The organism is Paenibacillus daejeonensis DSM 15491 (assembly GCF_000378385.1).
Classification (GTDB): Bacteria; Bacillota; Bacilli; order Paenibacillales; family Paenibacillaceae; genus Paenibacillus_D; species Paenibacillus_D daejeonensis.
The window spans coordinates 353509-367992 of record NZ_KB899660.1 but is presented as its reverse complement, the minus strand read 5'-3'; the positions used below and the strand labels follow the sequence as shown (position 1 = coordinate 367992).

General features: G+C 53.3%; 14 protein-coding genes. 11 read left to right on the top strand and 3 right to left on the bottom strand.

The genetic code is table 11. From position 1 onward, the window contains the following. The first annotated feature begins 5 nt into the window (after positions 1-5). A complete protein-coding gene (locus F556_RS39235) occupies positions 6-272 on the top strand; it encodes a TIGR04104 family putative zinc finger protein (RefSeq protein WP_020616526.1) in 267 nt (88 codons plus the stop codon). Between the two features lie 304 nt (positions 273-576). On the opposite strand, the gene F556_RS0108590 is transcribed toward F556_RS39235, so the two are convergent. Continuing rightward, a complete protein-coding gene (locus tag F556_RS0108590) occupies positions 577-1011 on the bottom strand; it encodes a VOC family protein (RefSeq protein ID WP_020616525.1) in 435 nt (144 codons plus the stop codon). A 155-nt stretch (positions 1012-1166) separates the two neighbouring features. Between F556_RS0108590 and F556_RS0108585 the strand changes: the two genes are divergently transcribed. Then, complete coding sequence (locus tag F556_RS0108585; protein WP_020616524.1) at positions 1167-2486, top strand: phytoene desaturase family protein; 1320 nt, start codon at positions 1167-1169, stop codon at positions 2484-2486. Then, positions 2480-3370, top strand: a complete 891-nt coding sequence (sigJ, locus tag F556_RS0108580; RefSeq protein ID WP_020616523.1) for an RNA polymerase sigma factor SigJ — start codon at positions 2480-2482, stop codon at positions 3368-3370. Before F556_RS0108585 ends, sigJ begins: the two co-directional genes overlap by 7 nt. Before the next feature lie 7 nt (positions 3371-3377). On the opposite strand, the gene F556_RS0108575 is transcribed toward sigJ, so the two are convergent. Together F556_RS0108575 and F556_RS0108570 are read right to left on the bottom strand one after the other, a co-directional pair. Continuing rightward, positions 3378-4382: an N-acetylglucosamine kinase gene (locus F556_RS0108575; RefSeq protein WP_020616522.1), complete on the bottom strand. Its 1005-nt coding sequence runs from the start codon at positions 4380-4382 to the stop codon at positions 3378-3380. Positions 4383-4394: 12 nt separating this feature from the next. After that, complete coding sequence (locus F556_RS0108570; protein WP_020616521.1) at positions 4395-5678, bottom strand: 6-phospho-beta-glucosidase; 1284 nt, start codon at positions 5676-5678, stop codon at positions 4395-4397. A 209-nt stretch (positions 5679-5887) separates the two neighbouring features. Between F556_RS0108570 and F556_RS0108565 the strand changes: the two genes are divergently transcribed. From F556_RS0108565 to F556_RS0108530, 8 genes are all read left to right on the top strand, one after another. Then, positions 5888-6751: a MurR/RpiR family transcriptional regulator gene (locus F556_RS0108565; RefSeq protein ID WP_020616520.1), complete on the top strand. Its 864-nt coding sequence runs from the start codon at positions 5888-5890 to the stop codon at positions 6749-6751. Between the two features lie 313 nt (positions 6752-7064). After that, positions 7065-7979, top strand: a complete 915-nt coding sequence (gene murQ / locus F556_RS0108560) for an N-acetylmuramic acid 6-phosphate etherase (RefSeq protein ID WP_020616519.1) — start codon at positions 7065-7067, stop codon at positions 7977-7979. Positions 7980-8229: 250 nt separating this feature from the next. Next, on the top strand, positions 8230-9681 hold the full coding sequence (locus F556_RS0108555; protein ID WP_026297181.1) for an ABC transporter substrate-binding protein: 1452 nt from the start codon (positions 8230-8232) through the stop codon (positions 9679-9681). A 145-nt stretch (positions 9682-9826) separates the two neighbouring features. Beyond that, on the top strand, positions 9827-10729 hold the full coding sequence (locus tag F556_RS0108550) for a carbohydrate ABC transporter permease (protein ID WP_020616517.1): 903 nt from the start codon (positions 9827-9829) through the stop codon (positions 10727-10729). A gap of 18 nt (positions 10730-10747) precedes the next feature. After that, positions 10748-11608, top strand: coding sequence for a carbohydrate ABC transporter permease (locus F556_RS0108545; protein WP_020616516.1), 861 nt, complete (start codon positions 10748-10750; stop codon positions 11606-11608). A 22-nt stretch (positions 11609-11630) separates the two neighbouring features. Next, entirely contained in the window at positions 11631-12602 is a 972-nt protein-coding gene (locus F556_RS0108540) for a GNAT family N-acetyltransferase (protein ID WP_020616515.1), read from the top strand. Beyond that, complete coding sequence (locus F556_RS0108535; RefSeq protein ID WP_020616514.1) at positions 12599-13306, top strand: PIG-L family deacetylase; 708 nt, start codon at positions 12599-12601, stop codon at positions 13304-13306. Before F556_RS0108540 ends, F556_RS0108535 begins: the two co-directional genes overlap by 4 nt. Before the next feature lie 28 nt (positions 13307-13334). Continuing rightward, positions 13335-14477 carry an exo-beta-N-acetylmuramidase NamZ family protein gene (locus tag F556_RS0108530; RefSeq protein WP_020616513.1) on the top strand — a complete coding sequence of 381 codons (1143 nt, stop codon included), beginning with the start codon at positions 13335-13337 and terminating at the stop codon, positions 14475-14477. Positions 14478-14484: the final 7 nt, after the last annotated feature.

Sequence of the window (14484 nt, the reverse complement as noted above, 5' to 3'; positions counted from 1 at the left end):
CTGTGATGAAATGCGAAGGCTGTGGGAGACGTTATAGTTACAAGACCGTAATTCGTTCGATCCTATTGAATTATCGGCCGCTCAGGTGCGAGGACTGTGGAACGAAGCAAGTGTTTCCCATGCGATCACGTTTTCTTGTAGCTATTATCATTGTCTTGCCCCTCCCCGTGATTATTGCCACGACTGCGAGTGCGGCTTGGTTGGAAATGGCTTTTGTCTATCTTCTATTTGTCATTCCTGTAACTTTAGTGCTTCCGTTTGCCATGCGTTAGCGATGAATTGTAGTTGGGCGAACCGCTGCCGGAAAAGATATAGTCGTCCGACCGCCGTCATGCCGCCCGACCCCGCGCGTTGGGAGCTGCGTACATGATAGAATATGCGCCGAAAAGCGCGTGACTGTTGCTAATCAGCAACGGTCACGCGCTTTTTTGCTATATGACTCTATTGCGAATGCTCTGTGGCAGCTCTATTGTGATTCCTCTATTGCGAATGCTCTATGGCGGCTCTATTGCGATGCCTCTATTGCGATGCCTCTACTGTGGAGTTGTGATTGTCGTCAGCAGTTTGGAATACCGCTTAAGCCTGCCCCTGCTCTTGCTCAACATCGTAATTGAACTGCCAGCCGATGCCGAATTTGTCTGTCAGGCTGCCATACAGCGGACTCCAGAACGTCTCCTGCAGCTCCATCTGGACATGACCGCCGTCTTTTAGCTTGTGAAATGCATCCTTAAGCGCGTCCATATCGCGGCTGATTAGCGACAAGCTGATGTTATTGCCTGGCGTAAAAGGCATACCCGGGAACACATCCGAGAACATGACGCGGCTGCCCAGAATATTGAGTCGTGCGTGCATGACAAGGTTCTTAGCCTCTTCAGGCAGCGGATAGCTCGGATCCTGTGGCGTCTCGCCAAAGGTCATCAAGTACGGCTCTTGGTTCCCAAACACCTCGGCATAATACGCTACCGCTTCGCGACAGTTTCCTTGAAAATTCAGATACACTTCAACGGACATGTTCACTCGCTCCTTGAGATGGAATGGTATTGCCATGATTAGTGTAGCATCTGCTTGTCCACTGAACAATATTTATCATTTTCATAACTTGTGGTCACAGATTACATTCCTTATCCGTTGTAAGTGTATTACGGATGAGAGAGGATGCGATGCACATGACAACTACACAACAATCCCACTGGGATGTCATCATTATTGGTGCAGGTCTGGCCGGTCTGCTGGCTGCCGGGCGTACGGCGAAGGCGGGTCTAAGGACCTTGGTTCTGGAGCGTGCGACACAACTGGGAGGAAGGGCGGCCAGTCCACAGTTACATGGCATCCCTGTTAATCCCGGTGCGCGAGCTATCTCGACAAGCGCCATTGGATTGCTACAGGAAGAGGGGATCGAAGTGACGGGGGGGTCCCCGAAGCCATCGGTTCAGTTTGTCACTGGTATGCCGGGCGAGTCGTTACAGCAGCTCCCACTTATGCAGGTATTCCTTGGGAAATGGGCGACCTGGTCAGAGAAAATGCAGCTCGTGCGTTTCCTTATTCGGTCCAGGCAAGTTGAGCTGACTGGACTCCAGACCGTCTCGATCGAGCGGTATCTGGCGGATACGCTGCCTTCTCCGCGAATTCGGCGTATCGTGCTGTCGCTCATCCGGCTGGCGACGTATTGCGATGCACCTGCCCAAATGAGTGCGAAAGCCGCCTTGACTCAGCTTCGGGAAAAGGTGGTCTATGTAAATGGGGGATGGGCGTCCCTGGTTAAATCCCTCAAGCAACAAGCTATTGCGGCAGGCGCGGTGATTCGGAATGAGTCAGCTGTTGCAAAGATTCAGGGGGAGGCTCCAGAACTGCGGATCGTTCTAAAGGATGGGACGGTTTTCTATGCCGCGAACGTCCTGTCGACCATCGGACCCAAGCCTTGGCTGAAATTGTTGGATCCCCCGCTTGCGGAAGGGGTTGCCTCGCGATACGATAATCTTGTACCTGTCTATGCCGCTTGCCTCGACTTGATTATGAAGCGGCTGCCCAAACCCAACAAGACCTTTGCGATTGGCGTGGATCAGCCCTGGTATTTTGCCAATCATTCGGCGGTTTCCACATTCTCTGAGCATCCCGAGCAGGAGATTATTCATGTCATGAAATACCTTCCCCCAGGATTATCTCCCTCAATCGGAGATGACCAGCAGGAGCTGGAAGCGTTTCTGGATGAGATTCAACCGGGGTGGCAGGATCATGTGCTGGAACGGAGATTCTTGCCCCGTATGCTCGTATCGCATGCTGTGTCCGAGCCCTCGCCCGATGACCGGAAGCCCGGACCTGTGATCACCGCGCGACCGGGACTGTATGTGGCCGGGGATTGGGTTGGAGAGAATATGCTGGTCAAGGCATCGCTCGTTAGTGCGAGAGAAGCTGCGACGGCCATCATTGCCAGGCACGGAAGTACGAACCACAAGACAAGGAATGGAGATCGGGCGATACCATGCTAAGTTCAGCTTATACGACCTACCGACCCTTGCTACTCTCGATTGCTTATCGGATGCTGGGCTCCGTCAGTGATGCGGAGGATGTGGTGCAGGATGTTTTTGTGACCTTGTCCGCGAAGCATGCTGTGGCAGGGGATGAGGAAGAGGAGCATCAATGGAAGCCATACCTGTGCAAAATTGTAACGAACCGCTGTCTGGATCTGCTGCGGTCGGCCCGCCGGAAGCGTGAGCTATATGTAGGGCCATGGCTGCCCGAACCGCTGGTGCAGGAGCTGCCGGACCGGGATCATTGCGACCCGCTGCAAACGATTGAACTGGAGGATTCCATTTCCTATGCGGTCATGGTGATGCTGCAGCATTTGACGCCAACGGAGCGGGCGGTCTTTATTTTGCGAGAGGCCTTCGGATTTGCATACAGTGAAATTGGAGAGATCCTGGGGAAAACGGAGCTGGGCTGCCGCAAAATCTACAGCCGGCTCCGCAAGAAGATTCAGGGGATGCAGCCGGAGGAGGACAATGTCGCCGAAGCCTCGGAGCTGCTTCACCGGTTCATGCATGCTGCGATCTCAGGCGATCTCGGCGGTCTAATCGACCTGATGCATGAGGATATCGCTGCACAGACCGATGGAGGAGGCAAAATAGCAGCCGCAACGCGGGTCATTGCAAGCCGGCCGAATGTGGCGGCGTTCATTATGGGTCTCGCCAAAAGACTGGATGAAACGACCCGCGCCCGTCCGGTACTGGTCAATGGATTGGAGGGTTTGCTTGTGGTTAGCCAGGACGGACTTGGCGATGCTGTCATCAGCTTGGCATTCAGGGACCATCGGATCCAACATATTTATATGGTCCGCAATCCCGACAAGCTGCGACATATCAGACTCGGGTAGGAGGGGGTTAAGGCCGCACCGCGCGGAGAACCTTGCTTCTCAGCTCGCCTGATATCCTGTCGCCCAACGCCTCTTCCATTGCCCATAAGACCGCCCCTGCTGCAGGGGGCTCTTGCAGCAGCAGGAAGCGGCAGGCAGCACCCGGGGCCAGTTCCCTCACATATGTCTGGAACAATTCACGCTGTACTGGGGAGCTAGCCTGCACCCAGACCGAGCCTGCCATCATGATATCTACAGGCCCAGGGCCACATTCCAGCCGCTGCAGGCAGCCAGCAGCGGAACGGGCCATCTGATGCGCTGATTCTTGGACGATCCGGAGCGCGACAGGATCGTCTTGTTCGGCGGATGTGAACAGCAGCGTCACTAGCTCGGTATAGGGGAGTGACCGCGAGGAGACGCCCAGCGCCATTCGCTCCAGCAGCAGCGTGTCGTCGGGTATACCCAGCATGTCCAGAACTGGATCTTGCATGACGGTAGGCTCCCCAAGCCGGTAACAGGCATCATAGACCGCGCGCAGGACACGGCGGGCAAGATAGTAGCCGCCAGCCTCGTCGCCCGCGAGTTCACTGCCGACTCCACCGATCTGCAGACGGGCGCCGTCCGCAGCAATAGCCCCAGTACAGGCACCTGACCCGTTGATCGAGCAGATGCCCCAGCCTTGTTCGCTCCCGGCCTTAATGCCCAGGAAGCTATCATTGTCTACTACGTACCGCTGCAGCCCGAGCTGGCTGATGATGCTACCCAGCTCTTCCTTCTGCGAAGGCAGATCCGCACCGGCCAATCCGAAGGCTCCGAAGGCGATCTCCGTGGCTTCCACCCCGCATTGCTCCAATAGCTCACCAAGCTGTTGCCGCATGGCATGCTCTGCCCCGCGATAGCCATCCGCGAACCGTTCATGACTGCATGTGCCGGTACGGAGGTGGCCGATCTTGTTGCCCGCAAGGTCAAACATATAATAGTCCGTTTTGCTATTCCCGCCATCTACGCCAAGTACATAAGATCCCTTGCTCATCCTGTCGCCCTCCTAAGCAAATTGCGGCAGATACGCACGATGAGCTTCCTTCAGCTCCTGGAAGCAGGCATGGGCTGCATGGTAGTCGCCAACCAGCGGGTTCATGAGCAGCGCACGCATAGCTGCAGCTTCATCTCCATGAACGGCGGCAGCTACTGTCTCGCGCTCGTACGCTTTGACCATGCGCATATAATCGATGATGTGCCGATTATCGAAGGCTGGCAGCGGTACGGGAGTGGCGCCATTCTTGCCAATAACCGCAGCAATCTCCACCGCATCATGATCCTCCATGAAAGGCAGAGCCCCATGGTTCAGCAGGTTGACCACATGACGCTCCTGCTTGTCGTTAAAGATGGCATCGACCAGGCTGATGGCCACCTCGGAGTAATTGGCGCCGCCCCGCGTAGCTAATAACTCGGGCTTCACATGCAGCTGTGCATCCGTATAGATGTCCAGTAATTCCTTTTCAATTCTCATGCACGTCTCGCCACGCGACAGCTCGCTTTGTTGCAGGAGTTCGAGCTTTTTATTTTTGAAATAGTAGTATTCCAAATAGGAGGAGGGGATGGCCCCCAGCGCTTGAATCAGCTCCTTGCTGAAGCCACTGGAGGGGATGTTTTTCATCGTCTCACTGTTCAAGCCCTGCTCCAGAGCATGCTGCAGATGATCCTCCCCGTTATGTTCAATTGCCGTGATCCAGCTCAAATGATTCAGACCTACATAAGTAAGCTCTGCATCCGGAAGCGAGAGAGTTTCGCAAATACTCTTAAACATATTGTAGGGCACATTGCACAGACCCAGCATTTTGATTGGCGTATGGTTCAGAATAGCTTCGGTGAGGATACCTGCCGGATTGGAAAAGTTTATTAGCCAGGCGTCCGGGCACAGCTCCTCCATGCGCTTGGCAATGTCCAGCATGACGGGAATCGTGCGCATAGCTTTGAAAAAGCCGCCGATGCCACAGGTTTCCTGGCCAATCATGCCATATTTTAAGGGAATCTGCTCATCTAGCACGCGAGCTGGCAGCTTGCCGACCCGAATCTGACCCAGTACAAAATCGGCCCCGCGCAATGCGTCATCCAGTTGATCGGTCTTCACGATGCGGCAGTTCATGCCTGCCGCCTCTACCATCCGCTCACACAACCCTCCAACGACCGCCAGCTTCTCCTGATCGATGTCCATCAGCGCAAGCTCCTGCAGGGGGAGGGCATCCTTACGTTTGATTATGCCTTCCATTAATTCAGGGGTATAGGTGCTACCAGCACCGATAATTGCAATTTTCAGCGCGTTGTCCATGGTTCACTTCCTTTGTCTCGTCTGTCGTTGCTGCGAATCTCGCTGCTAGTATAGCACAGGAATTTTGGCTCTAACAATAAATTTTAAAATTAATATTTGCATCGGAGTATAATTTTGAAATAAAATTACACCGATAGACAATGAAAAGGACTTGTCACTTTTCGTGTCGAAGGATACAATCAATTCCAATAACATATAGGGAGACGCCTATGAACATAAATGATAATTTATTATTGAAAATTCGTAACCGCAAGGACAGTCTTACTCCGGTCGAACAACGGGTAGCGGAATATATTCTGGCCAACCGGGATGAAATACCGCATCTGTCGATTAAGAATCTGGCGATTGCCAGCAAGACAAGCGATGCTTCGGTCCTGCGCTTCTGCAAGACGATGGGATACAGCGGATACCGGAGCTTCATTGTCAGCATTTCGGCGTCGCTGAGCGCCAAGGAAGAACCGAACGGGGAGCAGTATACCGACATTCAGCCCGGTGATGAGCTGGAGACGATTATTGCCAACATCAGTCATAATAATATTCAATCCATTGAGGATACGCTGCGTGTTATTGAGTTCGACGAGGTGCAGCGGGCGGTCCAAGCACTGCGTGAGAGCAAGCGGATCGTCCTGTTCGGTATCGGGGCTTCGGGAATCGTCTGTCAAGATGCAGAGCAGAAGTTCACGCGGATCAACAAAAATTGCAGAGCCTATACGGATGGGCATGGACAACTGACCGCCGCTTCACTCATGACGAAAGGCGATGTGGCCATCTTTGTCTCTAACTCCGGGGACACACACGAAATTCTCGATGCCCTGGACATCGTACGCAAGAATGGCGTCTTCACCATTGCAATTACGAAGTACAACAAAAGCGGTCTGTCCGAGCGTGCCGATTCCGTGCTCAGTATCTCTACGCCTGAAATCTCGATCCGCAGTGGTGCGATGGGCTCCCGTATCGCCATGCTGACGGTCATTGACATGCTGTTTGCCGGTGTGGCAAGTGCGGACTATGATGAGGTCAAAACTTATCTGGCAACGAGCCATAATATCATTGCCAGTAAGCGCAAACGTTAACGAACAGCAACATATTCGGCACGATTAGACCGTTCCTGCAGACAGCTTAACCGTTGTCTGATGTGATCGGTCTATTTGTTTTGCTATGCGGCTAGAGGGGGAGAGAGGGATAGAATTAAAAATCAAAAATATATTACAACATGAAAAAATATTTTAAAATTTATTGACGAACGGCATGTCCTGTGATTAATATAGAGTCAGAAGCAGGAAAGCAAAGCTATCACACGCTTCACCAGTCACCGGGTTTAATTGGAAGTTTAAGAGGAAGTAAGCTTCACCAAGACCCAACTACGATTACGTTAGGGGAATCATTATGACAGATTATCTTGCTAGCCTCACTACGGAAGGGAGTAACCCTGTGACTCAGATGATCGATGAGAGTTCGACAGAGGAAATCCTGACCCTATTGAATCAGGAGGATGCCAAGGTTCCAGAGGCGGTAGCAGCTGAAATTCCAGCTATTGCGCGTGCTGTGGAAGCGTTATATCAGTCTCTATCATCAGGTGGTAGAATGTTTTACATCGGGGCAGGGACCTCTGGGAGACTTGGTGTACTTGACGCATCCGAATGCCCGCCAACCTTTGGCGTAGATCCGCTGCTGGTTCAGGGCCATATCGCGGGCGGGGATCAGGCCCTGCGGGTTGCCGTCGAAGGCTGCGAGGATGATGGCGTGGCAGGCCGGGCCCTCATCGATGAGCTGGGGATCACCTCCCGCGATACCGTTGTTGGCATCTCGGCCAGCGGCACAGCCGCCTACGTGATTGAAGCACTCAAGCATGCTTCAGAGCTGGGTGCTGCCACCATTGCGGTTGTGAACAACAAGCAGACGCAGCTGGAGCAAGTCTGTGACATCTGCATCGCACCTGTCGTTGGGCCGGAAGCCATAGCCGGCTCTACCCGGATGAAGGCAGGCACCGCCCAGAAGCTTGTCCTGAACATGCTGACCACCAGTACCATGGTGAAACTGGGCAAAACTTACAACAACCTGATGGTCGATCTCAAAGCCAGCAACAAAAAGCTCTACAATCGCTCGCTGCGTATCATCACAGCAGCTACCGGGGTGGAGGAAGCCGAGGCGGCCCGTTACCTGCAGGAGGCCTCCATGGACTGCAAGCTCGCCATCATGATGATCAAGTCCAAGCTGGGACGCAACGAAGCAGCAGCCGCTCTCGAAGAATGCAAAGGGAACCTTAAACAGGCTATACGCATCTGCACCAAAGCCATTTAATAAGGTTGTTCAAAAAACTGCTTTTGATCACGAGGTTATTCAGGGAAGTGATTCGACATCGAATCTTGAATGCAGTCGGAACTTCCGGTGCTCACGTAGGTTCACCTACGCTCCGCTCCTCATTTCCTCCTGCCTCCAACCTTCTCGGTGCTGAAAACCAGCTTTTTGAACTTTTATTTTATTAATAGGTGAAGTGCAGATAGAAGTATATACAAAAAAATGGAGATCAATTAAGGGAGGCTTCACTGGTATGACAAGGAAAAGAAAAATGACCGCAATGCTGCTCGCTCTGACATTGGCCACAGGCTCACTGGCCGCTTGCTCCTCCGGCAATAACAATCCGCCTGCAAATAGCGGCGGAACAACGAACAGCCCTTCCGAGAATACTGGCAATTCGGACGCACCAGACACGATTACAGCCTTGCTGCCACCTGTATCGCCTGCGTACCAAGAGAACTTCAAGCAGATGGAAGAGGAGTTCAACAAGCTGTACCCGAATTTGACACTCAAGATTGAGCCAGCGAGCTGGGAGGACATGACCCAGAAGCTCGACACCCAGGTCAACGCGGGCAGCCCGCCGGATCTGGCCTTCATTGGATCGGATGGCATTTCCAAGTATGCGCAGATGGATATGCTCATGGACATTCAAGACCTTGTCACACCTGAGATGTTAGCTGATTTTGACGAAGCCCCCTTGGAGTACATGAAGAACGGTGACGGTTTGTATGGCTTCCCTGCTTACATGGAAGTCCATGCGATCGGCGGCAACAAGCAGTACATGGAGGAAGCGGGTATCGACTGGAAGGCTGTTCAGGAAAATGGCTGGACCTACGATGAGTTCCGTGAGGCGATCCAGAGCGGCGTCGTACAAGAGAACGGCAACACCCGGTATGGCTTCGTGTTCGCTACGGCTGGTGTAGCCTCCAAGGACTATCTGTCCATTCTAGTCAAGAATGCCGGCATGCCGTCTCCATTTACGGAAGATCTGAAGTATGCCTACACAAGCAATAACTACCTGGATGTCCTCAAAGCCATCCGCGAGATGATCGACGACGGTTCGATGCCACGTGAGCTCAGCTCGGTCGATGCAGGTAAGCGCTGGAATATGTTCCTGACAGGTCAGACGATGATTACAGGTAAAGGACTGGCTGTATTCGAGAACTCTGCCAACCAGAACAATGAGAAAATCAAAGCTGGCGACGGTAGTGCCGTAGCCGATAGCATTGAAGTCGACTATCTGGTTCTGCCCATGCCATCCTTCGGTGATCATGACCCGGTTTCCTATGCAGTGGTTGACGGATATGTCGCATTCCGTGGCAAAAACGAGCCGACAGATGAGCACAAAGCCAATGTCGTCAAGGCCGCCTACTTCCTGGCCAGCGGCAATGTAGCGGCTACCACGAATAGTGACCTGTTCGCAGCTCACATTACCGAGAGCGGCCGCGAAGCTGCAGCAAGCATCGAGTCTAACCGCAACCCAGACAACGTGGCTGCTGTAGACCGCATGCTGGAGCATGCTGCCCCGGCACGTCCTGACATTCCAGTAGATCTGGGCGCCCAGGCGATCAAGGTCGAGAACGAGACAATCATTCCTCGTCTCCAAGCCCTGCTGGCCGATGAGATTACACCAGAAGAAATGTTCGAGGATGTCAAGAAAGCCGCCATCGCAGCCTTTGGCGAAGACGGTGTCGTTCAAGACTAGCGATCGGAAGAACGATCCATACCTTTAGGCATTATCTTTCAATAGCTAGTTTCAATAGCTTGATATTAAGCGAATAGCCTGCCCTCATCCGGTGGGCTATCCGAGCTTAAGCCGGAGTAGATTTATTTAGAAAGGAGCCTGCATCATGAGCCGAGCTACCTCGCGCGCACGGAATCGTCTGAACCGGGGCGACAGTGCATGGGCCTATCTCTTCATTATAGTGGCCTTGCTGGTCTATGCCTTGTTCACCGCTTATCCAGTGCTGAGCGCATTCATTATTAGCTTTCAGGAATACAGTCCCCGAGGCTCCACGTATATTGGAATCGATAATTACACCTCAATCCTTCAGAGTGAGCTATTCTACAAATCCATTCGCAACACCATCATCTACACAGTGCTGACCGTACCGGTCGCTCTGATCTTGTCCTTTGCTGTATCCATCATGATTATGCCGCTCCAGAAACGGCTGCAGACAACATTCAAGGCCGTCTACTATTTGCCGGCGGTTGCCTCTGGCGTCGCGCTTGCTGTGGTCTGGCTGTGGATTTTTGATCCGATGTCAGCAGGCGTGTTGAACCGGTTCCTCGGTTTCTTTGGTTTAGACAGTCAGAACTGGCTGGGCTCCAGCTCGACGGCGATGTTCTCGCTGGTGCTGATGTCCTGGCTCTCCAGCCATGGCACGGCGATCATTATCTATGTGGCGGCCTTGCTCGGCATCGATAGCAGCTATTATGAAGCAGCGGATATTGATGGCGCCAACTTCTTTCAGAAAATGTGGCATATCGTCATCCCGTGCCTCAAGCCGACCACGCTGTTCCTGCTGGTGACGGGCGTTATCGGTTCGTTCCAGGTGTTCCAGAATGCTTATCTGATGACGGGCGGGGGACCGAACCATGCGACGACAATGGTAGGTTTGCTGATCTTTGATACAGCGTTCAAGTATTTTGAATTCGGCAAGGCTGCGGCACAATCGCTGCTGCTGGCTCTGATGATCGGCATCATTGCATTTCTGCAGTTCAAGTTTCTTGGTAAAGACGTGGAATATTAAGCAGAAGGAGGAATGGACGTGGCTTTGTACAACAATCATCTTGGCAACCGCACAACGAGAACCTTCCGCAATACGATTCTCATTGTCCTTCTTCTGCTGTTTGCCTTGGCGACCTTGTTTCCGATTTATTTTATGCTTATCTCATCCTTTGGCGATCCGGTCGAGGCCGGCGCGATTAGTTATTCCCTATGGCCTGGCAAGTTTAGCTTGGAGTCATATAAGTTCTTCTTCGCCTTCAGCGAGCATTCGTACCGCTGGATCCTCAACTCTCTGATTGTGGCTACAGTGGTTATGGTTTCCAACGTAATATTTGCAACAACGGCAGGCTATGCCTTCTCCAAAATCAATTTTCGCGGCCGTGCCTTGTTGTTTGCCATCCTGCTCAGCTCGATGATGATTCCTTATCAGGTAACGCAGGTGCCGCTCTACATTCTGATCGTGAATATTTTTCAAATTCAGAATACGTATCAAGCGTTGATTATGCCAACGCTGGTGACTGTATATAATATTTTTCTTGCCAAACAGTTCATGAGCTCAATCCCGAGGGAGGTTCTGGAGAGTGCCAAGGTGGAAGGCGCTAATCAGTTCCAGACACTGATTCGCATTATCCTGCCGTTGTCCAAGACCGTCATGGCAGTTATGGCCATTCTGACGTTCATGGAGACGTGGAATACGTTCTTCTGGCCATTCCTGGTCACGAACACGATGGATATGCAGACCATTCAGGTCGGACTCAAAAATTTCCGATTTGCCAATACGACTTACTTTGCTCCCATGATGGCCGGTGCGACGATCTCGGCTCTGCCGATGTTCATCCTCTTCTTCAGTCTGCAGCGCTACTTCCTGGAGGGCGTGACGGTCGGAGCGGTCAAAGGCTAATGAAGCCGGGAGGGAGCCCTGCATGATACGTACATGGGAGGACAGCTATACCGAGGAGGTCGTCGCGCTCTGGAATACAGTTGCGACGCGGGATGATTATCAGGAACTGGACACCGCGCGATTTGAAGCCATCTTTATGAATAACAGCTATTTCGATCCAGAAACCGCATGGGTATGGATAGAGGAGGGCCGGGTGATGGCCTTCGCTTGCGGCTGCACCGGTGAGGATCTGCCCTTGGGTGATGTCGCTGGTTATATCACTTGTATTGTTACCGTAGATGATAAGAGGGCGGAAGAACGGTCTATCAGACTGCTGGAGGTTATGGAGGCACGATTCCTGGCGCTTGGCAAAAGACAGGCCGAGGCGCTCTTCTTCAATCCAATGCAGCTGCCTTGGTACGTGCCGGGGACGGCCCGGCACGAGCATAATAATGCACCTGGGGTGCCAAGCGGGAGTGCGTTGCACGCCGTGCTCTTACGCCATGGCTATCTGGAACGTGCAACCCAATGTGCCATGTACTTGGCATTAGATGGCTTTGCGGTACCAGAGACCATTCTGGACAAGGAGAGCCGAGCAGCAGCAGAAGGCTACCAAGTCGGATTATTTAACAAGGAACGACATGACCAGCCTGACATTTTACTGACAGCCCTTGGTAATCCTTTATGGCAGCGTGAGGTTACTTCGGCAGTGGAATCAGATACCCCAGTCGTCGTGGCGAGCCAGGAGGGCGAACCGGTTGGATTTGCCGGGCCTGTGGTAAGAGAGCCCAGCGGGAGAGGGCGATTTGCCGGGATTGGAGTTCATCCCGGTCATGAGGGACATGGACTGGGCTCGATCCTGTTCTTTCGGCTGTGTGCCGCTTTTCAGGCCATCGGCACGAACTATATGACGTTGTATACCGGCAGCAATAACCCGGCGCTGCGCATCTATGAACGGGCCGGTTTCCGCACGGTCAAAACATTTGCAACCATGAGAAAGGAGCTAGTTCAGTGAGCAATCGTACTCCAAAGACAATTATGGGCATAGGCGCCCATGTTGGTGATGTGGAGCTTGTCGCCGGCGGCGTCATGGCAAGCCATTATCTGAAGGGCGACCAGATCTTTACGCTGGCACTAACGGCAGGCGAACGCGGTGTACCCGCAGGACAGGACGTGCATGCCTATCGCGAGCAAAAGGTTCAGGAGGCTCATACTTTTGCAGAGATGCTGGGCGGCAAGGCGCGTGTATTTGAAATCCCGGACGGCGAGCTCCCGGATGATCAGGAAATCCGGATGCGGGTTGCTGATGTCATCCGTGAGGTGAAACCAGACATTATCATCACCCATCACTGCAACAGCATGCACAAGGACCACGCGACGACCCACCGGATCGTCAATGACGCCCGCTATTTCGCCAGTTTGCGGGCGCTGGAGCGCGAGCTGCCGCCGCATTTTGCGCCCAAGCTGTATTACGGCGAGAACTGGGAGGATGCGGTCGATTACGTGCCGTATGTCTATGTGGATTTTGACCAGCAGGCATTTGACCTGTGGATTCAGGCGCTGTCCACCCATTGGTTTGTAACAGGCAGTAAGTCCTTCAATTACATGGATTATTACAAGTCGCTGGCACGTGTAAGGGGTCTGGAGGCCCGCAAGGAATATGCAGAGACGTTCATGGTGCCGCCGGAGACGATGAAGCTGAGGTTGGGGGAGCTGTAACAGCCGATGTGTGAGAGGAGGGAGCGACATGCTGAGGCAGGGTATTGACAACCTGCACGAGATCGACAACGTGCTCAAGAATCGGCGGATTGGACTGATTACGGCGCCCACTGGTCTCGCAGCGGACTTCCGGCCAACCGTGGATATTCTACATGAGCGCTACGGGCTGACGGCGCTGTTCTCGCCGGAGCATGGCGTCCGGGGGGATCTTGATGCTGGCGCGCTGGTCGATACCTATACCGACGAGGCTACAGGTGTTCCGGTCTACAGCCTGTACCGCAAGGACAGTAAGCGGTTGACGCCAGAAATGCTGGATGCGGTCGATGTTATCGTCTATGACATTCAAGATATCGGCACCCGGTATTATACATTCATTTATACCATGCTGTACGCGTTGGAGGATTGTGCGGCTGCAGGTAAGCCGTTTGTCGTGCTGGATCGCGTGAATCCACTGGATGGTCTTGCGGTTGAAGGCAATGTACTGAAGCTGGAGTACCGTTCGTTTGTTGGCAACTATCCGCTCGCCATCCGGTACGGGCTGACCGCCGGTGAAGTGGCAATGATGGCGAATGACGAATCCGGCTGGGGAGCAGAACTGCATGTTGCCCGCTGCACCGGATGGGACCGGTCCATGGATTACCGCGCCACGGGAAGGGTATGGGTTCCCCCTTCGCTAGGCATTCCGCGTCTGGAGACGGCCTTGCTCTATCCCGGGACCTGTCTGATCGAAGGAACCAATCTATCAGAGGGAAGGGGCACGACCGCGCCCTTTGAGATTATAGGCGCCCCATTCGTAGACGCTGATCGACTGGCATTCGCCATGAATGCACAGGCGCTTCCCGGAGTTTATTGTCGGCCGGTTCACTTCAAGCCGTCGGCATCCAAGCATGCTGGCGAATTATGCGGCGGCATTCACATCCACGTGCTGGACGCACCTGTCGTCCGTCCGGTAGAGCTGGGAGTGACGCTGCTGTACACGATTCGTGAGCTATTCCCGGCGTTTGCCTACCTGCCGCCTGTCCGCGAGGGTGGACGTCCATTCATCGATCTGCTGTGTGGCGACCGAATCCTGCGCGATAGCCACATTGAGCTGAACGACCTCTTGGCAGCGTGGCATGCGGAAAGTGAGCAGTTTGCCAAGCGCAAGCAGCAGTATCATCTCTATGAATAGTCTCTTG